Source organism: Solibacillus sp. CAU 1738 (assembly GCF_039888725.1).
GTDB lineage: Bacteria > Bacillota > Bacilli > Bacillales_A > Planococcaceae > Metasolibacillus.
This window is the reverse complement of sequence record NZ_JBDQQN010000002.1, coordinates 517,586-542,224: the sequence shown is the minus strand read 5'-3', so window position 1 is coordinate 542,224 and position 24,639 is coordinate 517,586. Positions and strand designations below refer to the sequence as shown.

Here is a 24,639-nt window from a genome sequence, read left to right as displayed (position 1 = left end):
CCTCACAATTGTTAAGATGATATAGATACAAATCGTCGTAGGAATGGAGATTATTATGTTTACATCACATTTAACAGAAGAAACATTAACGCTTGCTACTCGTGTTGAAGAAAAAGTAGCAGAATTTCATAAAAAAGCAGATAATATGGCTTTTTTTAATCAACAAAAAGTGCTCACTGCATTTAAAAATAATCAAGTAAGTGACTATCATCTGCATCCTTCTAGTGGTTATGGTTATGATGACGAAGGTCGTGACAATTTAGAGAGAGTTTATGCCGAAGTTTTTGGTGCTGAGGCAGCGATTGTTCGCCCACAAATTATTTCTGGTACACATGCCATTACATTAAGTTTATTTGGAGTATTACGTCCAGGCGATGAACTCTTATACATTACGGGTAAACCGTATGACACGTTGCAATCCATTGTTGATGGAGGAGATAAAGATACTGGGTCACTAAAAGACTTTGGTATAAAATATAGCCATGTTGATTTAATTAATAATAAAGAGATTGATTGGGATCGTGTCAAAGCAGGAGTGAATGCAAACACAAAAGTGGTGGCAATTCAACGTTCAAAGGGGTATGCGACACGTCCTTCATTTACAATTGAAGCGATTGCTGAGATGTGCAAGCATATCCGAGACATAGCACCGGAAGCTATCATTTTTGTCGATAACTGCTACGGTGAATTTGTAGAAAGCATGGAACCTACTGAAGTTGGAGCAGATTTGATGGCAGGCTCACTAATAAAAAACCCGGGTGGTGGTCTTGCGAAAATTGGCGGCTATATTGCTGGACGTGCGGATTTAGTTGAAAAATGTGCATACCGCATGACTTCTCCAGGTATCGGCGCTGAAGCGGGCGCGACATTAAATACACTCGCAGACTTTTATCAAGGATTCTTCCTTGCACCGCATACTGTAGCACAAGCGTTAAAAGGTGCTATTTTTACATCGGCCATGCTTGAAGAGATTGGAATGATCACATCACCTCATTTTGCAGAGCCTCGTACTGATTTAATTCAATCGGTATCATTCCAAACAGCCGAGCAAATGATAGCATTTTGTCGTGAGATTCAAGCCGCATCACCAATTAATGCACATTTTGCTCCTGAGCCAGCGTATATGCCGGGGTATGAGGACGATGTTATTATGGCGGCGGGTACATTTGTACAAGGCTCAAGTATTGAATTAACAGCAGATGGTCCCATCCGTCCCCCATATACAGCGTTTATACAAGGTGGTTTAACATACGAGCATGTTAAATATGCAACTTGCAGCGCGGTACAAAAATTAAAGTAATTTAGTATTACGTGTGAAGTATAATTTACTTTTTCTATGCCTGTCACATTCACCTTATATTGTAACTCTCAAATAGGTAATTTCTTTTAAGTAATTACCGTCAAGTAAAATAAAAGACAACGCCCTTTGGTTAAAATGCAAGCTCTGTCCCAATCAACCAAAGGAGCGTTTGTCTGTTAAATAGGTTATTGCATCAATGAAAATAGTTTTTTTAGTTAAAAATTGTAAACTCCCCCGCTTGAATTTCTTAAAACTACATCTACTAGTTAGTTTCAAATATATTACAATAACGAATTTCCCCTCTATTTTACTATATCAAGTTATATTTTTCTGCTCCTTTAAAGGAAGTTGAATTCAAACTATTATTAATTATTTTTCAATTTTAATTAGTGAATATAACAAACCATTACTGTTAATAGTTTGTTATACTGATATATTGTTATTGTCAATATTGAGGGAGTTGAGTTTGTTAATGAAAATGAAAAAAAGTATTGCATGGAAGCTATCAAGTCTGATTATTGGTGTCTTTCTTCTATTATTCATCTCATATAGTTTGGTGACTAATAACTACATACATACACAAACTGTTAAAGACGCTGAGAATTTTTCTGCTAGTAACACAGAAAAGGTCGCAGCACAATTAAATGAACAGTTTAATAAAGCAAATAATATATTACGTACAACAAAAGCGATGTTTGAGACACTTCAAGCTGAAGGATTATTAACATCTAATGAAGTATTGAAGGTCATTGAAAGAAACATACAAGATAATCCTCAGACAATGGGAATGGCAGTTATTCTTGAAAAAGGAGTGTTGCCAACCAATGATGTCAAGAACGCACAATTGGTAGATGGTAGTGGACGATTCACCCCTTATTTAATGCGCACTGATAGTGGAATCTTGACTGTCAAGGCCCAGGGGTTAGATACGAATGGTGTAGGTGATTGGTATTTAGTACCGAAAAACGAAATGAAACCTATCTTACAGGAACCTATGGAAATAGACATTAACGGGAAAAAAATATTGGTGACAACATTGGCTGTTCCGCTCGTTTCAAAATCGGGTGAATTCCTAGGTGTTCTGTCTACTGGTTTATCTATGAATTTCCTAGGTGAGTTAGTAGAAAAAATTAAACCAGATGGTGGATATGCTTCAATCATCACGGAAGATGGTATGCTAATCGCAAATAGTTTAAAAGATGAAATGAATGGTACCAACATGAGAGACGCAATCGATTGGGAACCAGTGAAAGCTGCACTGAATAAGAATAAAGTGACTTCGTTATATGTAGACTCTAAAACCTATGAAGAAAAAGCTTACAATACGTTTGCTCCATTGAAGATAGAAGGAGTACCGGATGTGTGGAGTGTTCAGACTGTTCTGCCGCGTTCTAAAATTTTGGAGCCTTATTCACAAATCTTCTTATTAACTATCCTTTCAGCAATTGCAATGGCTGTAATCATGTCAACAGTTACTGCATGGTTTATCTTTAGACAAATCAAACCACTTGCACGTTTGCAAAAATCGATGGAGAAAGCTGCAAATGGAGATCTGACAGAGTTTGTTGAGCAGAAGTACATAAAAGAAGATGAAATTGGAAAAGTAACTGCATCTTATAACCATATGTTGAAAGAGACGAGTCGGGCGATTTCCTCTGTCAAAGAAGCGTCGTTACGGTTAAAAGATTCATCCGACCGTGTACATAATGCTTTTGAAGAAGTCGTTGCATCAAGTCAGGAAGTTTCAGTGGCAACTGAAGAAATTGCCCAAGGCGCTTCTACTCAATCCAAAGATGCCGAAGAAACAAGCGAGCGTATGGAAAACCTAGCTGACCAGATTAACACGCTTGCAACACTTTCGGGAAATATGGCTAATCTGTCTCGTCAAACGGTTGAATCTACAGAACAGGGCATACATGAAGTCAAAATGTTACATAAGCATAATTTGAACGCTAATGCTATGAACGAACAAGTTCAAAAACAAATGGATGCACTGACTGGGAAAATATCCGGTATCAACCAAGTGATCGTCTCCATCCAAGAAATTACTGCTCAAACTAACTTATTAGCGCTCAACGCCAGCATAGAAGCTGCGCGCGCGGGTGAGCACGGAAAAGGATTCTCAGTCGTTGCAGATGAAGTCCGAAAGCTGGCGGAACAATCAAGTAAAGAAACTGAAGTAATCAAAAAAACAGTGCAAGAAATTCTGGATGAAACAAAATCTACAGTTGCGGTAATTGAGCGAAATGTAAAGTCTATGGAAAACCAGAGCAACTCTGTTACTAGCACGGAGCAATCATTTAAATCTAATTGGGAATTGACTGAACAGATGAATCTATCTATTAAAGAACTCACTACCAATTTGAAAGAGATGATTGTACAAAAAGATTATGCGTTATTGGCGATTCAAAACGTCTCTGCTGTTTCAGAAGAAACAGCTGCGTCAGCGCAACAAGTGAGCGCTTCTTCCGTTTCTCAGCAAACAGAACTTGAACAAGTAGCGGATTCCACAACTCAAATGAATAATATCGTTAACGAATTAGATGAAATAGTGAGACGTTTCAACGTTAACTAAAAAATATATCAACACAAAAAAGCGCATGCTTATTTAAAACGAAGATACTGATAAAGTACAAATCGTATCACAAGTTGCGAGGAATTCGGCTATTGTTTGTCGAATTCCTCGTTTTTTTATGTGGTATCACAGTATTTTTCTGAAGCTTTCCGTGGCCAAAAAAATAATTACCTCAATATTTATGGATGGATTATAACTTGAGTCCCTATAGGAACGATACTAGCTAATTCCTCAACGTCATTATTATGCATACGAATACAGCCGTGTGATACGGCGTGACCGATGGAGCTTGGATTATTTGTTCCATGAATACCGTAGTGTTCTTTCGATAAACTCATCCACATTGTACCGAATGGACCTCCAGGATTTGGCTGTTTGTTGACAATAATATAATTTCCTAATGGAGTATCATACAACATCTTTCCTACTGCAATAGGATATTGCTTTTGGATCACACCATTTTTGAGTAAACGTAACCATCGATTATTTACAGAAATCTCAATTTGAAAAGGAGTTGTATTTGGAAAACCGGGTATTATTATTTGCTGTCCAATATAAAGAACGTCTGGATTGATACCTTGATTGGCATTTATGATTGCTGATAAAGGTGTTCTAAAATCTCTAGCTATTTGCGACAATGTATCTCCAGCTTTCACCGTATAAATCAATATCATCAGCTCCAAAACCAAAAGTTGTTACTGTATTTTATGCATAAGGTGTAGAAAGATAAAGCAGTTTACATAAATATTTGAAATAATAAATCTCGAAAAAGGAGAAAATATTATAAGCTTCAGTACATAATAAAATTGCCTTTACGCAAATTAAAAGTAAAGGAGTGTGATGTTATGGATAAGGAGAACATTCCACATGATAAAAAAATGTTTATGAATCTATCCAGTAAGGACAAACCAGATATGGTCGATTCGGATAATATAAGTATTTTCGATTTGCATGAGGATATGCAAACTGTGGATGCTATACCAATTGAGGAGCTTAATAAAAAAGTAAAAAGAGAAGGTGATGAACTAATCGAAATGCAACCAGATGAGTTATAATAAAGGGGATGTATAAATGAACGATCATACTGAAAAACAATTTACATCAGTAGGTACAAACATTAATGAAGTTAAAAGTAAAAATGCAGCATCTGGCTTATCTTATAATGAGGTAAAAGAGCTGCTTGCAAAAAGAGGTGGTCACGGCACAGCAATTTATAGTGATACCAACGTTGAAGAAGTGCAAAAAGAAAATCAGAAACATAATCATTAGTACTAAAATTACAAAAAATGAACAGGGGTGCGTTAATTTCCGTACTTCTGTTTTTAAGGAATAGCTAAATAATTATATACAAAAGTAGATAGGAGCGTGGGGGAAATGCCGTTATTAGACGAATTTCAATGCCCTATTTGTGGAGCAGACAACGGTTGTAAAGCTAGAACTATTGAACAAGCAACATGTTGGTGTATGACAAAAACGATACCAGAAAACATTTTACAAGCAGTACCGAAAGAAAGTAAAGGGAAGCAATGTATTTGCCAAAATTGTATAGATACATTTAAAAGTGAATAAGTTTAAGGAGTACAGAGGGAAAAAAGTAATCCTTTTTAACGGATACATAAACGAAATACTACTAGTTTAATAAGTCATTAATAGATGAGTGTGCATGAATATTTATGCCACTCATCTTTTTGTTGTTTTCAAGGTAACGAAAAGTATATATATGCATAAAAATCAGAAAATTAAATTATTTAGAAACTAACTATGCGTGGAAACCGTATATTAGTAGACTACATAAATTCAAATGAGGTAAATAGATGCAGTACTATTTCATTGTGAACACCATACCGTTTCGGATTCGAAGGTGTTGCTTCAAAAAGTGTTTAAAAGGGTGAAATTTTCATATTTCAATTTGAAACAGTTGAAATCATGCCTAGTTATCCATACGAACAATTTTATTGATCATAATTTACAACAGTATTATTCAATCGAACATTATCTAAAGAGGTGATTATATGAATAACGATAAAAGACCTTCATTGAAATTTTTTGCAGCAGCAATGGTTGGTGTTATGGTAGCACCGCTTATTATGCTACTCGGACCGCCAATAATGGTGGAAACGATGTATTTTGATAAGGATCATATTGTACTAATGACACCTTGGTCCAATTTTATCTTGCTCGCCTTAGCATTAGTGTTAATTATTATTAACTTATTTTTATTAGCTTGGAAAAGAAATAAGATCATGTATATTCTGACTGGATTTTTAATTGTTGCCAGTGTGATTTGCGCGATTCAATCAACAAAAAATTATACATCCATTCATGACACAGGAGTTATTTTAGTTCATTACGGTAAAGAACAGCACTATGATTGGAATGATTTTGAACAAATCATTTATTTTTACGACTCTTCGTACGGCGGGCTAGGACAATATGAATTTACATTGAAAACTGGAGAAAAATTTAAAATAGAGGAAACAGGTCAGTTCATTAATGAAGTTCGAAACCTAATTTATAGGATAGTAAGAGAAAATAATATTGTCTATTTGGAACAACCGCTTGAAAAATGAAAAGTCAATTATAGATAAAGCGAGTGTAGTCAAGAAAAATTAAATAAAATAATATAAGGGGTGATTCTGTATGTTTTAGTTTACAGAATCGCCAATTTTTTTATAAAAAATTGCTCGTTGTGGTTTAATTTCTCTTCACTTATAAAACTCATGTTAGTTTTTCTTACATGGAATTGACACGCGATATTACAGCGTTTATTATTATTAAAAGGGAGGAAGATTAAATGAGTAGTGAAATTCGTCGAACGATGCCGTTGTTACCAATCAGTACTGTCATGCAATTAACAGATTTAACAGCGCGTCAAATTCGATATTATGAAGAACACGATTTAATTCAGCCGCACCGTACAGAAGGAAATCGGCGTATGTTTTCTTTAAACGACGTCGATACATTACTAGAAATTAAAGATATGCTTGAGCAAGGTGTTAATATGGTCGGCATAAAGAAATTGTTTGAAATGAAAAAGGTTCCACAAGTACAAAGTAAAGACATTACAGATAGTGAGTTGCGTCGAATTCTTCGGGAGGAAATGCAACAAGCACAGCGCATGCAAAAATCATCTATCCGTCAAGGGGATTTATCGCGTTTTTATCAATAGAAGTGGGGAGACGCTCGCTTCGATAAACCGTGTGAATTATATATTTTCATAAGATAGCGAACATTTTAGGAGAGTGCATATTTTGGCTAAATATTCAAAAGACGATATTGTACGTCTAGTACATGAACAAGAAGTTAAATTTATTCGTTTACAATTCACTGACATTTTAGGAACAATCAAAAATGTTGAAATTCCAGTTAGTCAGTTAGAGAAAGCTTTAGATAATAAAATGATGTTCGATGGCTCTTCTATTGAAGGTTTCGTTCGTATTGAAGAATCTGATATGTACTTATTCCCAGATTACGATTCATTCATGGTATTCCCGTGGACTGCAGAAAAAGGTAAGGTAGCACGTTTTATTTGTGATATCGCACGTCCAGACGGCACTCCTTTTGCTGGAGACCCACGCTCAAACTTAAAACGTGTGTTAAAAGAAATGGAAGAAATGGGCTTCACTAATTTCAACTTAGGGCCAGAGCCAGAATTTTTCTTATTCAAGCTTGATGCAAAAGGTGAACCTACATTAGAAGTAAACGATAACGGGGGCTATTTCGACTTAGCGCCGACTGATCTTGGTGAAAACTGCCGTCGTGATATTGTACTTGAGCTGGAAGAAATGGGCTTTGAAATCGAAGCATCTCACCACGAAGTAGCACCAGGTCAACACGAAATTGATTTTAAATATGCAGATGCCATCACAGCTTGTGATAACATCCAAACATTTAAATTAGTAGTAAAAACAATAGCGCGCAAACATGGTTTACACGCAACATTCATGCCGAAACCACTATTTGGTGAAGCGGGTTCTGGTATGCACTTCAACGTTTCTTTGTTTAAAGGAAAAGTAAATGCATTTTATGATGAGCAAACTGAGCTTGGTTTATCTGAGACAGCGATGCAATTTATGGCAGGTGTACTTGCACACGTTCAAGGTTTTACAGCGATTACAAATCCGACTGTAAACTCTTATAAACGTTTAGTTCCTGGTTACGAAGCACCTTGTTACGTAGCTTGGTCAGCGCAAAACCGTTCACCATTAATTCGTATCCCATCATCACGTGGCGTTTCAACACGTGTAGAAGTACGTTCTGTAGACCCATCTGCTAACCCTTATTTAGCAATGGCGGTAATTTTAGAAGCTGGTCTTGAAGGTATCCGTAAAAAAATGACACCACCACCAGCGATTAACCGCAACATTTATGTAATGAGCGAAGCAGAGCGTAAAGCAAACGGAATCGACAATTTACCAGCTGCTTTAGATGATGCGCTTGGTCTACTTGCAAAAGACGAAGTAGTACAAAAAGCACTAGGTGAACATATTTACGCAAACTTCAAAGAAGCAAAAGAAATCGAGTTCGAAATGTACCGTTCAACAGTACACCAATGGGAACGCGATCAATATATGAAGATGTATTAAGAATGAAGCGTTGGGGCTATATGGCTCCAACGCTTTTCTTTGTCTACATGAATAAATTATTGAAAGATATTTTATCAAAGGCGTTTTGAAACAAAATTAGCATCAGAAATAAATGTTTTTAGCAATTTTAGAAATTTGTTTTACAAATAAATACAGAGTTCTATACTTTTATCGACAGGCAGTCGGTTGGTAAAGGAGAGTAGAAATGAGAAAAGAAGCGGATGTACGCAGAAATGAAATACTTGAAGCGGCGGATGAACTTTTTGGGCAGAAGGGCTTTGACGGTACAAGTACAAACGATATTTTGGAAAAGGTCGGAATTGCTCGGGGAACGCTGTATTATCACTACAAGTCCAAGGAGGACATAATGGACGCGCTAATTGAGCGGTATAGTGTCCGTCTTTTAGATGCGGCTAAAGAAATTGCTGCAAATAAGAGTATCTCCTTGAACGAACGTCTAATAGGCGTTGTAATGGCACTGAATATAAGTGGTGAAAGCAGTAATGAAATTATGGAGCACATTCACAAACCGCAGAACGCGCTTATGCATCAAAAAATACAAAAGGTCATAATTAACGGAGTTCCCCCGATATGGACTTATTTACTGAAATCAACGCGGATGGTACCGCGGTGATGCTTGTAACTCATGACGCCAAGGTTGCTGCGCGGACGGAGCGCATTATATTTATGCGCGACGGAAAAATTGTAAGCGAACTGAAGCTTTCTAAGTTTGACGGAACGAATATAGATGACAGGGTCGAAAAAGTTATTGTTAAAATGTTGGAAATGGGAATATGATTTGTTGTTTGACAGATACGTTTTGTTCTAATGGCACTTTCAGTTATCCTAGGAAAGTGTATTCCAATCTGTTGCGATCTTCAGAGGATATTGGTGATACAAAAAACTTGATTTACTATACAGAGGAGAGAAATTATTTTAGAGCACTTTGAATTTGTGGTAAAATTAACTAAAAATCAAATAATTTGAAAATTCTGTTTCCGGAGGGGTCATATTGGACTTTAAAAAGGTTGAAAAAACATTTAAAGTTGTAGGAATCAAGGGGAAAGGGTCTTTCGAAAATTATAGCATCGAGGTTCCGGAACTTGCCAGGCAATTTTTAAGTCGAATTAACGAAATCGATAGTAGCAATGGTAATGAAATAGCTCTTTTTGAACCTAAAATTGATGAAGATCACCTAGAAGGTAACTATTATGTAGGAGTGATTGTAGATAAATCATTTAGTGCAGTTCCAGAGGGGATGGAATACATTGAATTGTCTCAAAGTTATGTTTCAGCTAGAGGGCCAATAACTGAAATTGGGACTCTCTATCATAATTTATTGCAATGGTCTATTAAACAGCAGTATAAGAGAAATATAGAATCTTATATTATCGAAATTTATCATCCAATGGATAATGGCGAAGAAGTAGAAATTTATTTACCGATTCGATAACTGCAAGTAAGAATATGTTGCCTAATATAATACAAAAATTAAGTGATGTTGAGTAGTATTTAGTTGGTGTAATATTTTGTATTATTGTTAATATCCTACTTTTCGCCTATACTATATCTTTGGAAGGGGAAGAGTTAATTGAAAAAATTTATAAGTAGCATATTTATTTTAATGCTAGTAATATCATTTGCATTACCTGTTGTAAATGCGGAAAAATCAACTGAAGTAAGAGAAATTAAAGCCAATTTTGTAACAACAACAGGTGTAGCTATGCGTGATGTAGCGGATAAAACTGGCAAAACACTAGTTGTTATTCCAAAAAATACGCATATTTTTGCAAAAGCTAGAAGTGGAGATTGGTATAAAGTTTCTTATAAAAACCATACTGGATGGATTTTAAAAGATTATGTTGCAAAAGAAAGTGCAGTAACCAATAACAATGCAAATAAAAATGGTTCGACTAATAAAGGAAATACTGCGAATACAGGCAATGTTAATTCAGGTACGTACGTAGATCCAAATGCGCCGAAATATTTTCAAAACTGTACTGAACTTCGAGTGTATTATCCGTCAGGGGTAAAAAAGGGACATCCAGCTTATGCAGGCAAGCACGACCGCGATAAAGATGGTTGGGCATGTGAAATTAATAAATAAAGAAGCAATCTCGATTGTGTTACATTGAAGATAAATAATTACTAATGGTGATATATTTCATCACAATTAGTTTATAATTTTGCACATTATGAAAATGTACATTACTAAATTCGATTTTAGTTTGTGCATTTTTATTTTTTGGAAATTTCAACGCATTGTTATTTGTATTAAACTAACAATGCGTTTCTTGATTCGTGGGCGTAGCCATAGAAAAACGGTTCTATAATATTTGTTGGGGTATACAAACAATTTCTTACAAAAAAGGCACAAGCTCACTCTTTTTTATATACTTGAATTGACTAGAAACGAGAGATAAAAAGGTGAGTTGTACTATATGAATATTAACATGAATATCCCAGGATTAAAAAATGTCATCATTGATCAGATAAAAGAACGCAAAGGAGCGTATCGTTCTGTACATTTTCTGGTTCATCACTTTAACTTGGGGTTGATTTCCGTTCCAAATTTATTTGCGACGAAAGCCTTGCGACAGGAGCAGTTGAGCGCTTTCCGGGGGGGCGTCCGATGAGCCGCTTCAGGCCAACACGACGTTGGTCACGAAGGCGTTGTCACAGGACGTGACGGTCTTAGCCTTCGTTCCTTTATAAGCTCAGTCCAGGGTCTCGGGCCAATAGGATGTTGGTCACGAAGGAGTTGTCACACGATGTGACGTTTTTTGCCTTCGTTCCTTTTTCGCGCTAATCCCCCAGGAAGCTTTGCTCTGTAGCGAAAGGTTTACCGACAGCTACACTCGCCCAACCTCCACTCCAATCAACACTCACATTTTTCAATAAATCTACACCCCTTATTTTTACTGTTTAACCATTTTTATACAAAAACGAACGCACTTGTCCAGCATGTAGCCAAAAACAAGGGAAATAAGGAAAATACATGAATATCGGATACGAAAAATTAAGCACTTAAAATGGTTTGAACGCTTACGATTTTATTTTATAAGCGCCGTCGTTATGCCTGCAAATGTGGTAAACATTTTTCCGAGAATACAACTTTTATAGACCGCTACCAACGATTTTCTAAGTAATGGAATCAAGTTGTATGAATTCGTTCAATAAAAGCGAAAACGCTTAAAGAAGCAGCTGAGGTACTCGGTAATTCTTCAACAACAGTGATTCGTCGTTTTAAGCGGTTTGTTGACAACCCTTCCAAGTGGCGTCCAGTTACCACGCGGTATTGCGATTGATGAATACAAAATACAAAGCGGATACGGATGCAGGTAAGTATCAGTTGATTATTACGGATGCTAAAGACTCATGCCCCAATTGATATTTTACCGAACCGCCGTAAAGAAACAATTAAGCAGTATTTACAAGAGAACGGAGCCAATGTAGAAATTGTAGTAATGGACATGAACCCAAGCTTTAAGGCAGCTGTAAAAAAGGCTTTGAATCGTCCAGTTATTGTCGCCGATCGTTTCGGCAGTAAGTCCGTCGGAAAGTGCAGAAAGAATGGCATGCATATGATCGTAAAAAAGCGAAAAGAATGCGCTACGTATTACACAAATCATCTGAAGCTTTAACACTGAAAGAACGTTGGTATTTAAATCGCTACATCAATAAGGATTACGTTGATTGGAGCGCAGGGCGGCCGACATCTGCGGGAACAGCAATGTTTTCTGCGGCGAAAGCAGAGCGACAGTCGCACGGGCGGAAAATCAAATTGTTTCGGTTCCATCCGAAACAATTTATTTGGAGCCGTGCCCGCGAAAAGCGTGCTGCCCTGAGCGGAAATCAACCTCTTTCGCAAGAAAGAGTGCGGTGAAATTATTCACTACACCCCAACATTTGAATTAGAACCAGAAAAACGCCACCTTTATTAGTTATAACTAATTAGGTAGCGCTATGATAAAATATGAAACTTTTCTTAACTTGATGGCTATAATGCTAACCTTATTTACCTTCGTTGGATAATGATTATTGAATAAATTAAGTATTTCATTTTAACCTTTTATTAGTTGTAACTAATAAGTTAAATTTCTACTCCAGATTTTTCTAACCAATAGGAAGCTTTTTTAAGGTTTTTTTCTACACCTAATCCAAATTCATATTTTTTTGAAACATTAAACATCCCACTTGAATCTCCATTTTCAGCAGCTTTTAAATTCCATTTGAATGCCTTTTCGTGGTCTTGTTTTACTCCAATTCCATTTGAATATAAATATGCTATATTAACCATCGAAGTTGTATTACCATTTTCGGCACTTATCAAGTACCATTCCAAACTTTTTTCGTAATCTTTATTAACTTTGATTCCTTCTTGATAATAATATGCTAAGACACCCTGAGCTTTACTATCCCCATCATTAGATAAAGTAGTCAATTCCGAAATGTTTAAAGATCCATAATCTAGTTCTTGTTGATCGCCTAATATTACAAAAATAATACCTAAAATAACTACCAAAGAAGAGATACCTACTACTAGTTTTTGTTTCACAAACAAACGCCTCCTTCTCCCCGTTAATAAACATTATACACATTAAATTACCAAATTAAAGTATTAATGAGTATTATTTGAAAATCAGATGCCTGAAGTGGACTTTAGAACATGATTCATCGTAGTTGTTGAACTACTCTACTTGGTATCAAAGTAGGTCAGTATTGTTGAGGTAATTACACGAAAGTTCCTTCATATGATATATAAATAAAATCGTTTTAGAAATTGCCAATCTACTTTAAGAAGTTTGTGAATAAAAGGGAGTGTAAATTTACACTTTTTATTTCGTGTGCTAATATGAAAGAAATATTAATGAAGGTGGGGGAGATGAGTGGAGCGAGAATTAGAAAGCCGGGTTGAAGTGCTGGAGGCAGAAGTACGGGCATTACGTGCGGAGTTAGCGGAACTTAGGCAAACACCCGAACAAGCAACAAAAAGTCAAATACACCAAAAGGTTTTTACTGTAGAGGCGTATGAAAAAGTTACACCGAAAGTAACGGAAGAAGTAAATGAAGCGGAACAAACAGAACCAATCATTGCGAAATCAAACGTAACACAACCGGCTAAACCTAAACGCACGCTTGAGGAAACAGTGACAAAAGCGCTACCAAAAGTCTTTATGGTTATTTTAGTGCTCGGAGTTTTATGGGGGCTCAAGCTTATTAGTGACTATGGCTATTTATCAGACTCGGTGAAAATTTTACTGGCATTTGTATTGTCAATCGGGCTTGGAACAGCTGCGTATATGATGGAAAAGAAAGACTTTGGCTCACCTCCTGTCACAATATCACTTTACGGCGGGGCGTTTATCGTCGGAATATTAACGACAGCTGCAGGTGCGATTTTATATGATGTATTATCTTTAACGATCGCGCTTGTAATTGCACTTTGCTATATTGCATATGGTATTGCCATTAGCTATGTGAAGGGTAATGAAATATTGACAATTTTCGTGGTCTTTACATCACTTCTATTACCTTATTTACTAGAGTACATGGATTTTAATTCATTATTCATTATGGCGTTTGTTATTCTATTATTTGCGGCGATGCAGTTTGTTATTTTAAAGCATCAACAAAAAATCGCATTTTATATTGCAACTTTTTTCTCTGTAATAGCTACATTTATCGTTTGGACGTTGCAATTGGATAATAATGTTTTCTTTGTAATCGGAACTATTGCTGTACTTGCAATATTTTTAGCGAGCTGGTGGAGGTTATACGACAAAAGCGAGAACTATAAAACTGTGCAAGAAGGTTTGTTATTTGGTTTCAGTGGATTTACGATGCTTTGTTTAAACATATTATTGCTTGACGTAACATTTGCAGAAGGTTATTTAATGATTGCACTAGCTTTATTTGTGGGTGCGGTATTTATTATGTATAAAGAAAAACAGCATCGAGTGTTTGACATTACTGCAACAATTGCGCTACTAATTGTGTTTAATATTTTCCTAGTTTTAAACTTACCAGATGGCTATGATGTGCTAATTTTTGCTTCAAGTGCCTTTGCTGGAATGATGCTCGGTATACGTTTGCGTGCACCAGTGATGAAAGTGATTTATTCGTTACTTTTAGGGTTAATAGCGCTCATTATTTTTACTGTAGAACATGTAGTACCTTTTTGGCAATTGGGTCATTTAACGCTTGTCCTGTTACTTATCTTTATGACAGTAGCATACATCTTTGCAAAGCGTCCGAAAAATGACCGAACTCGCTTTGAAGAATTAATGGAAAAGTATTTTGTAATGGATGGTATTGCAGTAGGTATCGTTTTATTTTTCATGCTGTATATTGTGAAACTTGATTTTGCGTATTTCTCAATTGGAGATAATTTACCGTATGTCTTCATGATGGTTATTGCCATCGCAGCAATTAGCTCGTATTTAGTGGACAGAAATTGGTTTGGGGAAGCCGTACCAGTTGTACTAACAGCATTCTACTTCATGTCCGTATTTATTCTTATCGTCAGTGCTCTAAACAATAGTTATTATGATAGCTTAAATATTTTAGCGCGTATCATATCACTAGTTGTCTTACTAGCGCTACTAGCTGATTTATATCAAGAAGGACTTATTTATAAAAAATGGCATTCCCTAATTGAAAAATATGTCGACGAAATTTTAAGCAGCGGAATTATTTTAGCAATGTTCCAAGTGATGAGCTTGATTACGTATTTCAATCATGTTGATATGATTGCTTGGGGAATTGCTGTGACAGGCAACACATTCTCGATATTTATTGCAGCGAGCATTGCATTAATGCTCGGTATGAAGAAACAATGGCGCTACACGAAATATACGGGATTTGGATTACTTATTTTTGCAATTTTAAAACTCATCTTCTTTGATTTATCGTCACTCGATTTACTCATACGCGCAGTACTGTTTATTACAGTCGGTGGGGCGGGGATGGTGCTATCTAGCCGATTGTTGAAGAAATGAATGTAACCGTGGTAAAAATATTTTGCCACGGTTAATTTTTTGTGAAAATAGGTCCTAACACTTGTAGTTACACGAATAGTTACCTAGACTAGTAGTAGTGAATGCATTGGAGGTATAGAAATGAGAAAAAGTATTGCAATAGATATGGATCAAGTGTTAGCGAATTTTTATCGGAAAATGGTCGTTATGTATAATGAAACGTTTAACGAAAATTTAACAGAGCAGCAATTTATGCTTGCTGATCGCAATGATCTAGACCCTGAAAAAGGAAAACAATTTTTTGAAATATTAAATGGTCCGACATTTTTCCGTGATTTAGAATTGCTCGATGCTGATTCAATTGAAGTTGTTCGACAGCTAAATGATAACTTTGACGTGTATATCGCGACCGCTGCAATGGAAGTTCCCGGTTCGTTTAATGCTAAATACGACTGGTTACGCGAGCATTTCCCATTCTTAAACACACAAAACTTTGTATTTTGCGGCAACAAGGCAGTTATCAATACCGATTATTTAATCGACGACAGCCCAAACCAGCTCCGAGCTTTCAAAGGACAGGGAATCCTCTATTCAATGCCTTATAATGAACATGTAGAAGGCTTCGTAAAAGTACACAACTGGAAAGAGATAGGGGAGTATTTTTTAGGGGTTAGGGTTAAGTAATATAAAAGGTAGTTTGGAAAGTCGTTGAAAAATGACTAACCAAACTACCTTTTTATTTATTGGCGATTTATTGTTTCGGGATCGTTTAATTGTGTAATGAATTCTTCTTCGTCGTCGCGTTTGAAGGAAGTGTATGAATCGATTAAATCTTGATCGTAAATTATAGTGAGTCTAGATGTTTTGGATGGTACAAGAGGGGTGCTTGGATCTCTATCGTGATCAATTAATTTACCTTGATCAGGGACACTGTCAGTAGAGCCTCTTGAAGTAAACTTGCCTCGAACGGCGGATAAAATAACATTATTAGCAGATATCCCACCTTGAATTTGAATATTTGAAAATACCCCAAACATATTTAATGTATCTTGTGAATAGAAGAACCCTTTAATCTTACTTGATTCATCACTATATTTAGAAATATTAATTATTTTGATTTTCCCAGTAGCGAATATGATTAGAGTACCGTTTGACCCTAATCCGTTAAGTGTACTATCAGTAATATTTACATCTCCATCGACGTAAATAATTGCATCGCTATTTATAGATGAATTTTGGATGTTTAGGTTTCCGTAAACGTAATATTGTCCTCTTAGATTTACTGAATTAGCCCCAATATTAAATTCTCCCCCCTCTCTCCATTCAGCACAGCCGCTACCCCACCAATTGTAACGTATACAAGTCTTGTCAGCCCTGATTAAAACGATGTCATCTTTACTTAAATTAACACTGTTTTTATTGCTATTGTTAATAGTTAATGAGTTATTATAAAATTTAGAATAGTTTCCTGTTTCGTATAGGTTTAAAACCTTCTCTTGTATCTTTACTTCGTCAGAGTCTATAGATTTTGTTACGGCTGTTACATTAGTAGAATCAAATAATGTTGAACGTAAGTTAGTAACTAAAGCTGGATTGGTAGCTGTAAATCCAGTATAATTTCTCAGGTGATTAGTTACATCTAAATTAAGTATGTTACTTTCAGATTTTAAATGTGATGTATTTTTATTAATATATAAACTACCTGTATCGGGTAATATTATTTTTGGTGTTACACTTTTTGAATCTGCTTTTAGTCGAGTGTAGACAGTATCGCTCCAGTTTGGTGTTGTGCCTGATAATGAATAGCCTTGGTTATGAATAATAAGATCTTTAGCAGATTTTATATCACCGGTTACATCTACACCACCATATAGGTATATACTTCCGTTGTTATTTGAAGAAATCGCATATCTCAACTGATCCGGTATAGCGTCTGTCCCTATAATTACCTCGGATTTAGAAACATGTTCTTTACTGTTAACAACGCCGACACTTCTAAATGTAACAATTCGCTTGTATTTATCTTTTTCTTCGGTGATACCAGAAGCGCTTATAATCATATCAACTTTCTCGATACATACTTTAGTAAAGCTGCTATTTTCTCCAGGTATTTTATAGCCGATATTATCTGGGATTGGTTGTCCTTCATCGGGGCATTTCAAGTTAGAATTATTTAGAGTTTTATCTAAGTAAGTTCCGAACTCTGTTTTTCCCATAGGTGTAGCTTTTATTTTTTCTTCTAAAGTCTTTTGAATATCACCGACTGCAAATTCTATTCCTTTATCTGATAGGTCCTGCGCTTGAATTATTTCTTCACGGTTTGCATTTTTTGCAACACCACTTGATGTTAGAGTCATTAAACTTAATCCAAGAATTGAAAAGATTAGAATGACACAAATAGATAGTAATAGAGAATAACCTTTGTCGTTTCGTAAATATTTTTTCATCTTAATAATATCTCCTTCCTTATTTATTATTTTGAAGTTAATACAGGCTGTATTTGATTAGTAAAAGCCATTTCTTTTGAAGTTTCTTTATTTCCTCTTTTATGAGTTATTTTTAACTTTAAGTCGATTTCATATATGGATGTTTTTTGTGGATCTCCGTTTACCTTCGAATTTTGGAGTATTTGAATATTAGGGTGAGAAATGGAATATACCTCATCTAATATATAAATTTTAGTTATACCAGATACTGTTTTAAAGCCAATTGGTTTTAAAGTAGCGTTACATGCAGTAACGTTAATTAAATTTCCATCCTCGTTTTTTTGGCACTTCTCTAAATCATTCGTTACTTCTATATAACTATTTCCTGCTGAATTTGTTGTGTTTCTAATAATATATCCTTGCTTAGTTGAATAGAGGGTTTTAATAAATTTACTAACAATAATATCTGCTTCATCTCGCAACATTGTTTCTTGTTGAATAACACGATTGTTTTCGATAGCTTTCGTTGTAATCGAAAAAATAAAAATTGAAATCATAGATATTAAAACAATACTTGCCAAAAGTTCTAGTAACGTTAAGCCTCTTTGATTTTTTAATAGTTTATTCAAGTGAAACATATCCTTCCGACGATCCTTTAATTTTTCCATCAGGTGCAGTGACTGTCACGACAACTTTAATTAAGTTTAAATCTTTTTCTGAATTATTAGAGTTAGGAACATTGGTTGCACTTTGAGAAGCTACATATGACACTGAATAAGTTTTTCCATTCATCTTTATTTCTCGGGGCGGTTTTTTCTTTGTGGCATCTGTTTCAACATTGTCTACAAAATAATCATTAACATTTGTAATAGAAGAGTTTTTAGTGAAAGTTTCTGATCTTAATTTTACAAGAGCGGCATCTGCTAAGTTTACAGTTACTAGTTTCTCGTTATTATGAGCTGCCGTTTTGTTTGATTGTACAAAAAGTTGTGAAAAACTAATCAACACAATCGTTATTATGACAATTGAAGCAACAACCTCTATTAAAGAAAACCCCCTTTGGCTAGTTAATAGCATTCTAATTTTCTGTTTCATTATATTTGACCCTCCCCATACCGATACTTTAGAATCTAGTGATTTCTATTAAATAGTAGAAAATCATTTATATTGACTTACTTTTATCTAATAAAATTTGAAATTTCCCTTTTATTATACATTGAGGAAAAAAGAAGAGCTATTAAAGTCATGTCTATTTGTTGTCATTTTTAAAAAGTGACAATTTAATAGGTCTATAGTTATGTACAAATCTATTAATTGTATTGTATTGTATATTCATAGTCTATTTGATAGTGCCACATTCTATATTAATGGTCTATTTGAAATCCGGAATTGTTAAATAACGGCAATATAAAGTTTCGTATATAAAATTATATTGATTGAGGTGTTGGAATTGAAAATAAGGAAAAAGCTTGCGCTGTTACTAGTTCTAATGTTGATCCTGATATCTGTAGCATATCCTGGGAATTCGTTGATGAATAAAGCCTACGCAGATGATGCTTCTAATAGATCAACTATTGGGGGGATTTCGGTAGACAAACTGTCACTGGAAGAATTGAAAGTGATTTTAAACGATGCAATTATCAATTGGACAAGTGAGCCAATTATCGTTTCAGGTGGGGGCTCTTCGTTAAAAATAAATCCGACGGCGCTTCAATTTGATGTTGAAGCAACGATTGCGACGTATGAATCTATGACAAAAAAAGATTGGTTTGCATTTTGGGAGTCAAAACGTGTTGTGCACTTACCGTTAGAGCTAGCACCAAGTGATTCTATTAAAAAGGAAATTGAAAGTATAGCAATGTGGCATACAGACTCTACTTATGACAAAGTTTTTGCGCAAGCGGCTTACTTAGGGTCACACGAGGTAGAGGCAGATGTGGCGAATTTGACATTACTTGAAAATGATCGCATTGCATTGGATATTGAACAAATCCCTGAAGAAGCGATGGGGGTAAGTGAATTAGTTAATGCCCTAAATGAACAAATTATTAATCCAAATGAACCCTTTTCATTATTAGAAAAACTTAGTGCACAAGCGGATTTGGCAAATCGGGAAGCGTTGAATTTTGTTGCTTCGATGCTTTATAGCGTAGCTTTAAATACGAATAGTGAAATAATGGAACGTTCATCACAAAATGTAGTTCCTTCTTATTTAACTGCTGGAATTGAAGCTGCAGTCGAGCGAGATGGCTCACAAGATTTACGTTTTCTTAATACAACTTCAAATGCGATGAAATTAAAGCTATCTATTGAAGGCGACAATTTAAAAGTAGAAGCATATACAACGAATAAAGAGCAAGACATTGAAGTACGTGTTGTGCGAGATCGCGATGTAGAGCCACGAATTATTACGCGTTATACAAATGATTTAGCAATTGGACAGCAGCAATTGGTTGAAGAGGGTGCACCAGGTTTACGTGTTTCTGTATATCGATACTCTTCAGCAACAGGTGTCGAAGAATTAATTAGTAAAGATTACTACGCACCAAAAAATCGTATTATTTTGAAATCTTCTAGTCAACCAGTGACAGCGACAAGCAATGCGGGGGGGACAACCTCTTCCGGAAATGCGTCACCTTCTATTGATTTAGATGGAGACGGATTACCGGATTATGAGGAGGGGACAAGCATAGGTGGACTAGTAGAACCCCCGCTAGAAGACGAACAGTTACCAGCGGGTAGCTATTACGATAAAGGCGGTAATTTAATTACACCTTAAGAAAGGGGCGAAATTGTTATGAAAGTAGCAGCGCGTAAACGACTCGGTGACTTATTAGTTGAAGCAGGCGTTATTACAGAGCAACAACTGGAATATGCCCTAACTACAAAAAGTCGTGACGAAAAATTAGGGGATTTTCTAATAAAGGAAAATTTCTTGACTGAGCAGCAGTTAATCGAAGTGCTAGAGTTTCAATTAGGCATCCCTCATATTCATTTAAATCAATACGCAATTGAACCGGAATTAATTCAAGTAATTCCTGCTGAGCTTGCGAAACGTGCGAGCATCATGCCGATTCGCCGTGATAAAAACAAATTATTCATTGCGATGGCAGACCCGATGGATTACTTCGCGATTGAAGAAGTGCGTATGGCGACAGGCTGTCAAATTGAGACAAGTATTGCGGCTAAAGATGATTTATATCGTACGATTACGAAATATTACGATTTGCAGGAATCAATGGATGCTGCACTTACTGATTTAGGTACAAATATGCGCGGTAATGAAACGCAGCAGGAAATTACCGATGAAGATTCTCCAATTGTTCGCTTAGTAAACCAAATTATTGCAAATGGTGTCGCACAGCGCGCATCTGATATTCACTTTGATCCTCAGGAGACGGAATTTAAAGTTCGTTACCGTGTGGACGGGGTGCTTCGTACAGAGCGTTCGTTGCCGAAGCATATGCAAAGTGTTATAACTGCACGTGTGAAAATTATGGGGAACTTAAACATTACCGAAAATCGTACGCCGCAAGATGGGCGTATTAAAACGAACGTCAATTTTAAACCAGTAGATATTCGTTTATCCACATTACCGACTGTTTATGGAGAAAAAATCGTTATGCGTATTCTTGATTTAAGCAATGCGGCTAACGACATTGATAAATTAGGCTTTACGAAACAAAATGAAGCATTGTTTAGAAAAATGATTGCACGACCGAACGGCATTGTTCTAATAACAGGTCCTACTGGTTCCGGTAAATCTAGTACGCTTTATGCTGCGCTTTCTAATTTGAATGATGAAGAAGTGAATATTATTACTGTTGAAGATCCCGTTGAGTACCAACTTGATGGCGTTAACCAAATTCAAGTAAAGGAAGAAGTAGGACTTACGTTTGCAGCAGGGCTTCGTTCGATTTTACGTCAAGACCCAGATATCGTCATGATTGGGGAAATTCGTGATTTAGAAACAGCTCAAATTGCTGTACGTGCATCTTTAACTGGACACTTAGTTTTAAGTACACTTCATACGAATAGTGCAGTCGAATCGCTTTCTCGTTTACAAGACATGGGTATTGAGCCTTTCCTGCTGTCCTCTTCGTTAGTAGGGGTGATGGCGCAACGTTTAGTAAGGCGTGTCTGCCGTGACTGCGCCCGAACGATACAAGCGACAGATCGTGAAAAAGAAATCTTCGCAGCAAATGGTTTTTCGATTGAAACAGTGCGCAAAGGAAAAGGTTGTCCTGCTTGCAACAAAACAGGCTATAGAGGTCGTTTAGCGATTCATGAAATTTTACCGATTGATCGTCAGTTAAAGGATTATATTTTGAATCGTTCGAGTGTGAGTGTTATTCGTGACTATATGGGCGAGCAGGGCTACAACACTTTACTTGAAGATGGATTATTAAAAGTATTAGACGGAGTTACGACGACAGAAGAAGTTCTGCGTGTAGCAACAGCAGAATAGGAAGTGACAAAGTGACTAATGCAACATTAACAATACAAGATTTATTAACCTATGCTTATGAGCAAAAAGCGTCAGATTTACATGTAACAGTCGGCATTCCACCAGTATACCGTATTGATGGGCGACTTTCTCAATATGGAGAAATAGCCGTTACACCGGAACTAGTAAATGAGATGGTACGTGATATTTTGCCTGACTATAAAGTGGCTGAGTTCGATGATAAAGGTGAAACGGACTTTAACTATTCCCTTAATGGCTTGTGTCGCTTCCGTGTTAATGCCTATCACCAGAGGAATACAGGGGCAATTGCAGCACGATTAATCTCAAGTCAAATACCAACAATTGATTCACTAAAAATGCCGAAAGTGTTATTTGATTTAGCGGACAAGCCTCAAGGGTTAATTTTAGTAACAGGTCCAACAGGTTCAGGTAAGTCGACAACATTAGCAGCAATGATTGACTATATTAACGAAACAAAAGCAAAGCATATTATCACACTAGAAGACCCGATTGAGTATTTACATACGCATAAAAAATCGGTCGTCAATCAACGTGAAATCGGCATAGATACAGATAGTTTTGCCAATGGTTTACGTGCATCTTTACGTCAAGACCCTGACATTATTTTAGTCGGAGAGATGCGTGATTTAGAAACAATTTCAACAGCGATCACGGCCGCTGAAACTGGTCATTTAGTGTTAGCCACATTGCATACATCGAGCGCACCAACTACTATTGACCGAATTATCGACGTGTTCCCACCACATCAACAAGGGCAGATTCGGATACAGCTAGCCAATGTGTTGCAAGGTATTATTTCACAGCGTTTATTCGTGAAAAAAAGTGAAAAGGGTCGTGTCGCAGCGACGGAAATTTTAGTTGCCGTACCAGCTGTCACGAACTTAATTCGCAATGAAAAGATTCACCAAATCCCAAGTGTGATGCAGACGAGCCGAGCGCTTGGTATGCATACGCTAGAAAATTCGATTCAAGCACTAGTTTCGTCAGGCAAAATAACTCTTGAGGAAGCACGTCCATATATGAATGTAGGTGAGTACATTTGACCGTATATAAATATACAGGCCGTACAAAAACAGGTGTTACAAAAAAAGGAATAATAGATGCGACGAATAAAAATGCAGCGATTTTAAAACTGCGAGATCAAGGCATTAATCCACGTGAGATTGTAGAATCAACAAGCATTTTGCACATGGATTTAAACATTGGCGGAAAAATCAAAAACCAAGAATTCGTTATTTATTGTCGACAGTTTGCGACATTAATTCGAGCGGGCGTTTCGATTGTGGAAGCAACAAATATTTTAGCGCGTCAATCGACTAGTAAACAATTAAAAAAAGCGCTAGAACAAGTGGAAGAAGATGTGCGCTCTGGCATTTCTTTCTCGCAAGCGGTTGGGAAGCACCCAAAAGTGTTTCCGGAATTATTTACAAATATGATGCGCTCAGGTGAAGCGACTGGGGATATTGATGAAACATTAGAGCGTCTCGCTAATATGTTTGAAAAGCAATATAACTTGAAGAAAAAGGTACAATCAACGCTTACTTATCCAGCGGTGTTGATGGTCATTACAGTGGTTATAGTTTTCTTTTTACTCATCTTTATTGTACCAACGTTTGTGTCAACATTTGATGAAATTGGTGCGGATTTACCATTAATTACGGTATTGACAGTGGCGCTCAGCGAATGGCTGCAAAAGTTTTGGTGGATTGTCATTGGGACAGTAATTATCGCTGTTGTAACTTTTAATTCGTTATATAAAAAAAATAAGCAATTTCATTTTGCAATAAATTTAGCATTACTAAAAATGCCGATTTTCGGGTCATTATTTCAAAAATCTGCAATTGCCCGCTTAATGCGAACATTATCATCGTTATTTAGCTCAGCAGTACCGATTTTACAAGCATTAACGATTTCTGAAAAAGTAAGTGGCAATCCAGTCATAGGAAAAGTTGTTTTAGAAGCGCGATCTAGTTTGGAAAAAGGAAGCACTTTATCAGAGCCACTTGAAAAAAGCTGGATATTCCCACCACTCGTAACGAGTATGACGCAAATCGGCGAATCAACTGGCTCACTCGATTATATGCTAGAAAAAATTGCAGACTTTTATGAAGACGAAGTAGATCGTTCCGTTGATACATTAAAGTCTTTAATCGAGCCATTAATGATTTTAGTTTTAGCAGTAGTCATTGGATTAATCGTCGCAGCGATTATGCTACCGATGTTTAGCTTATATGAGCAAATGTAATCAAAATATATTGGGACGTTTTGCAAGGAGGTGAGCAA

24 protein-coding genes and 2 pseudogenes are annotated in these 24,639 nt (G+C 36.2%); 21 read left to right on the top strand and 5 right to left on the bottom strand.

Annotated elements, in window-relative coordinates; all coding sequences use genetic code 11:
• Nucleotides 1-52: 52 nt before the first annotated feature.
• Together AAFN87_RS07795 and AAFN87_RS07790 are read left to right on the top strand one after the other, a co-directional pair.
• The gene (locus AAFN87_RS07795; protein ID WP_481886467.1) at nucleotides 53-1,300 is read left to right on the top strand and encodes a methionine gamma-lyase family protein; all 1,248 of its coding nucleotides are present in this window, start codon (nucleotides 53-55) and stop codon (nucleotides 1,298-1,300) included.
• 472 nt (nucleotides 1,301-1,772) lie between these two features.
• Complete coding sequence (locus AAFN87_RS07790) at nucleotides 1,773-3,875, top strand: methyl-accepting chemotaxis protein (RefSeq protein ID WP_347790474.1); 2,103 nt, start codon at nucleotides 1,773-1,775, stop codon at nucleotides 3,873-3,875.
• 179 nt (nucleotides 3,876-4,054) lie between these two features.
• Here the strand turns inward: AAFN87_RS07790 and AAFN87_RS07785 are convergent, their stop codons facing one another.
• On the bottom strand, nucleotides 4,055-4,543 hold the full coding sequence (locus AAFN87_RS07785; RefSeq protein WP_347790473.1) for a L,D-transpeptidase family protein: 489 nt from the start codon (nucleotides 4,541-4,543) through the stop codon (nucleotides 4,055-4,057).
• Between the two features lie 177 nt (nucleotides 4,544-4,720).
• Here AAFN87_RS07785 and AAFN87_RS07780 point away from each other — a divergent pair, with 177 nt between their 5' ends.
• The 13 genes and pseudogenes from AAFN87_RS07780 to AAFN87_RS20040 all read left to right on the top strand — a co-directional run bounded on the left by AAFN87_RS07780 (nucleotide 4,721) and on the right by AAFN87_RS20040 (nucleotide 12,347).
• Nucleotides 4,721-4,930, top strand: coding sequence for a hypothetical protein (locus tag AAFN87_RS07780; protein ID WP_347790472.1), 210 nt, complete (start codon nucleotides 4,721-4,723; stop codon nucleotides 4,928-4,930).
• A 16-nt stretch (nucleotides 4,931-4,946) separates the two neighbouring features.
• Nucleotides 4,947-5,144: a gamma-type small acid-soluble spore protein gene (locus tag AAFN87_RS07775; RefSeq protein WP_347790471.1), complete on the top strand. Its 198-nt coding sequence runs from the start codon at nucleotides 4,947-4,949 to the stop codon at nucleotides 5,142-5,144.
• A 105-nt stretch (nucleotides 5,145-5,249) separates the two neighbouring features.
• Nucleotides 5,250-5,444 (top strand): cysteine-rich CWC family protein, encoded by a 195-nt coding sequence (locus tag AAFN87_RS07770; protein WP_347790470.1) that lies wholly within the window; start codon nucleotides 5,250-5,252, stop codon nucleotides 5,442-5,444.
• 443 nt (nucleotides 5,445-5,887) lie between these two features.
• On the top strand, nucleotides 5,888-6,445 hold the full coding sequence (locus AAFN87_RS07765) for a hypothetical protein (protein WP_347790469.1): 558 nt from the start codon (nucleotides 5,888-5,890) through the stop codon (nucleotides 6,443-6,445).
• A 224-nt stretch (nucleotides 6,446-6,669) separates the two neighbouring features.
• Nucleotides 6,670-7,044: a MerR family transcriptional regulator gene (locus AAFN87_RS07760; protein WP_347790468.1), complete on the top strand. Its 375-nt coding sequence runs from the start codon at nucleotides 6,670-6,672 to the stop codon at nucleotides 7,042-7,044.
• Between the two features lie 82 nt (nucleotides 7,045-7,126).
• A complete protein-coding gene (gene glnA / locus AAFN87_RS07755; protein WP_347790467.1) occupies nucleotides 7,127-8,461 on the top strand; it encodes a type I glutamate--ammonia ligase in 1,335 nt (444 codons plus the stop codon).
• Between the two features lie 205 nt (nucleotides 8,462-8,666).
• Nucleotides 8,667-9,071: pseudogene (locus AAFN87_RS07750) on the top strand (TetR/AcrR family transcriptional regulator); the annotation flags it as partial.
• A pseudogene (locus AAFN87_RS07745) lies at nucleotides 9,053-9,259 on the top strand (ABC transporter ATP-binding protein); the annotation flags it as partial. The pseudogenes AAFN87_RS07750 and AAFN87_RS07745, both read left to right, overlap by 19 nt.
• Nucleotides 9,260-9,473: 214 nt before the next feature.
• Nucleotides 9,474-9,914 (top strand): GyrI-like domain-containing protein, encoded by a 441-nt coding sequence (locus tag AAFN87_RS07740; protein ID WP_347790466.1) that lies wholly within the window; start codon nucleotides 9,474-9,476, stop codon nucleotides 9,912-9,914.
• A gap of 138 nt (nucleotides 9,915-10,052) precedes the next feature.
• Nucleotides 10,053-10,568 (top strand): excalibur calcium-binding domain-containing protein, encoded by a 516-nt coding sequence (locus AAFN87_RS07735; protein WP_347790465.1) that lies wholly within the window; start codon nucleotides 10,053-10,055, stop codon nucleotides 10,566-10,568.
• A 334-nt stretch (nucleotides 10,569-10,902) separates the two neighbouring features.
• Nucleotides 10,903-11,097 carry a hypothetical protein gene (locus AAFN87_RS07730; RefSeq protein ID WP_347790464.1) on the top strand — a complete coding sequence of 65 codons (195 nt, stop codon included), beginning with the start codon at nucleotides 10,903-10,905 and terminating at the stop codon, nucleotides 11,095-11,097.
• Between the two features lie 729 nt (nucleotides 11,098-11,826).
• Nucleotides 11,827-12,105: a transposase gene (locus AAFN87_RS20045; protein WP_481886458.1), complete on the top strand. Its 279-nt coding sequence runs from the start codon at nucleotides 11,827-11,829 to the stop codon at nucleotides 12,103-12,105.
• On the top strand, nucleotides 12,069-12,347 hold the full coding sequence (locus AAFN87_RS20040) for a hypothetical protein (RefSeq protein ID WP_481886457.1): 279 nt from the start codon (nucleotides 12,069-12,071) through the stop codon (nucleotides 12,345-12,347). The genes AAFN87_RS20045 and AAFN87_RS20040 overlap by 37 nt, the downstream gene beginning before the upstream one ends.
• Before the next feature lie 207 nt (nucleotides 12,348-12,554).
• Here the strand turns inward: AAFN87_RS20040 and AAFN87_RS07720 are convergent, their stop codons facing one another.
• On the bottom strand, nucleotides 12,555-13,019 hold the full coding sequence (locus AAFN87_RS07720) for a tetratricopeptide repeat protein (protein WP_347790463.1): 465 nt from the start codon (nucleotides 13,017-13,019) through the stop codon (nucleotides 12,555-12,557).
• 331 nt (nucleotides 13,020-13,350) lie between these two features.
• On the opposite strand from AAFN87_RS07720, the gene AAFN87_RS07715 reads away from it, so the two are divergent.
• Complete coding sequence (locus AAFN87_RS07715; RefSeq protein ID WP_347790462.1) at nucleotides 13,351-15,462, top strand: DUF2339 domain-containing protein; 2,112 nt, start codon at nucleotides 13,351-13,353, stop codon at nucleotides 15,460-15,462.
• Between the two features lie 120 nt (nucleotides 15,463-15,582).
• Nucleotides 15,583-16,125 (top strand): 5' nucleotidase, NT5C type, encoded by a 543-nt coding sequence (locus tag AAFN87_RS07710; RefSeq protein ID WP_347790461.1) that lies wholly within the window; start codon nucleotides 15,583-15,585, stop codon nucleotides 16,123-16,125.
• 56 nt (nucleotides 16,126-16,181) lie between these two features.
• Here the strand turns inward: AAFN87_RS07710 and AAFN87_RS07705 are convergent, their stop codons facing one another.
• Genes AAFN87_RS07705 through AAFN87_RS07695 form a run of 3 tightly spaced genes read right to left on the bottom strand, consistent with a single transcriptional unit; the run spans nucleotide 16,182 to nucleotide 18,962 of the window.
• The gene (locus AAFN87_RS07705; protein WP_347790460.1) at nucleotides 16,182-17,888 is read right to left on the bottom strand and encodes a hypothetical protein; all 1,707 of its coding nucleotides are present in this window, start codon (nucleotides 17,886-17,888) and stop codon (nucleotides 16,182-16,184) included.
• 26 nt (nucleotides 17,889-17,914) lie between these two features.
• Entirely contained in the window at nucleotides 17,915-18,496 is a 582-nt protein-coding gene (locus AAFN87_RS07700; protein ID WP_347790459.1) for a PulJ/GspJ family protein, read from the bottom strand.
• A complete protein-coding gene (locus AAFN87_RS07695) occupies nucleotides 18,489-18,962 on the bottom strand; it encodes a type IV pilus modification PilV family protein (protein ID WP_347790458.1) in 474 nt (157 codons plus the stop codon). The genes AAFN87_RS07700 and AAFN87_RS07695 overlap by 8 nt, the downstream gene beginning before the upstream one ends.
• A gap of 436 nt (nucleotides 18,963-19,398) precedes the next feature.
• On the opposite strand from AAFN87_RS07695, the gene AAFN87_RS07690 reads away from it, so the two are divergent.
• The 4 genes from AAFN87_RS07690 to AAFN87_RS07675 are packed head-to-tail and all read left to right on the top strand — an operon-like array spanning nucleotide 19,399 to nucleotide 24,601.
• Nucleotides 19,399-20,646, top strand: coding sequence for a VanW family protein (locus tag AAFN87_RS07690; RefSeq protein ID WP_347790457.1), 1,248 nt, complete (start codon nucleotides 19,399-19,401; stop codon nucleotides 20,644-20,646).
• An 18-nt stretch (nucleotides 20,647-20,664) separates the two neighbouring features.
• Nucleotides 20,665-22,335: a GspE/PulE family protein gene (locus tag AAFN87_RS07685; protein WP_347790456.1), complete on the top strand. Its 1,671-nt coding sequence runs from the start codon at nucleotides 20,665-20,667 to the stop codon at nucleotides 22,333-22,335.
• An 11-nt stretch (nucleotides 22,336-22,346) separates the two neighbouring features.
• On the top strand, nucleotides 22,347-23,399 hold the full coding sequence (locus AAFN87_RS07680; protein ID WP_347790455.1) for a type IV pilus twitching motility protein PilT: 1,053 nt from the start codon (nucleotides 22,347-22,349) through the stop codon (nucleotides 23,397-23,399).
• Entirely contained in the window at nucleotides 23,396-24,601 is a 1,206-nt protein-coding gene (locus AAFN87_RS07675) for a type II secretion system F family protein (protein ID WP_347790454.1), read from the top strand. Before AAFN87_RS07680 ends, AAFN87_RS07675 begins: the two co-directional genes overlap by 4 nt.
• Nucleotides 24,602-24,639: the final 38 nt, after the last annotated feature.

Coding starts and splice junctions, on each gene's coding strand:
- AAFN87_RS07790 (WP_347790474.1), top strand. CDS start 1,773: ATGAAAATGAAAAAAAGTATTGCATGGAAGCTATCAAGTCTGATTATT.
- AAFN87_RS07780 (WP_347790472.1), top strand. CDS start 4,721: ATGGATAAGGAGAACATTCCACATGATAAAAAAATGTTTATGAATCTA.
- AAFN87_RS07775 (WP_347790471.1), top strand. CDS start 4,947: ATGAACGATCATACTGAAAAACAATTTACATCAGTAGGTACAAACATT.
- AAFN87_RS07770 (WP_347790470.1), top strand. CDS start 5,250: ATGCCGTTATTAGACGAATTTCAATGCCCTATTTGTGGAGCAGACAAC.
- AAFN87_RS07765 (WP_347790469.1), top strand. CDS start 5,888: ATGAATAACGATAAAAGACCTTCATTGAAATTTTTTGCAGCAGCAATG.
- AAFN87_RS07760 (WP_347790468.1), top strand. CDS start 6,670: ATGAGTAGTGAAATTCGTCGAACGATGCCGTTGTTACCAATCAGTACT.
- AAFN87_RS07730 (WP_347790464.1), top strand. CDS start 10,903: ATGAATATTAACATGAATATCCCAGGATTAAAAAATGTCATCATTGAT.
- AAFN87_RS20045 (WP_481886458.1), top strand. CDS start 11,827: ATGCTAAAGACTCATGCCCCAATTGATATTTTACCGAACCGCCGTAAA.
- AAFN87_RS20040 (WP_481886457.1), top strand. CDS start 12,069: ATGCGCTACGTATTACACAAATCATCTGAAGCTTTAACACTGAAAGAA.
- AAFN87_RS07710 (WP_347790461.1), top strand. CDS start 15,583: ATGAGAAAAAGTATTGCAATAGATATGGATCAAGTGTTAGCGAATTTT.
- AAFN87_RS07705 (WP_347790460.1), bottom strand. CDS start 17,888: ATGAAAAAATATTTACGAAACGACAAAGGTTATTCTCTATTACTATCT.
- AAFN87_RS07695 (WP_347790458.1), bottom strand. CDS start 18,962: ATGAAACAGAAAATTAGAATGCTATTAACTAGCCAAAGGGGGTTTTCT.
- AAFN87_RS07690 (WP_347790457.1), top strand. CDS start 19,399: ATGAATAAAGCCTACGCAGATGATGCTTCTAATAGATCAACTATTGGG.
- AAFN87_RS07685 (WP_347790456.1), top strand. CDS start 20,665: ATGAAAGTAGCAGCGCGTAAACGACTCGGTGACTTATTAGTTGAAGCA.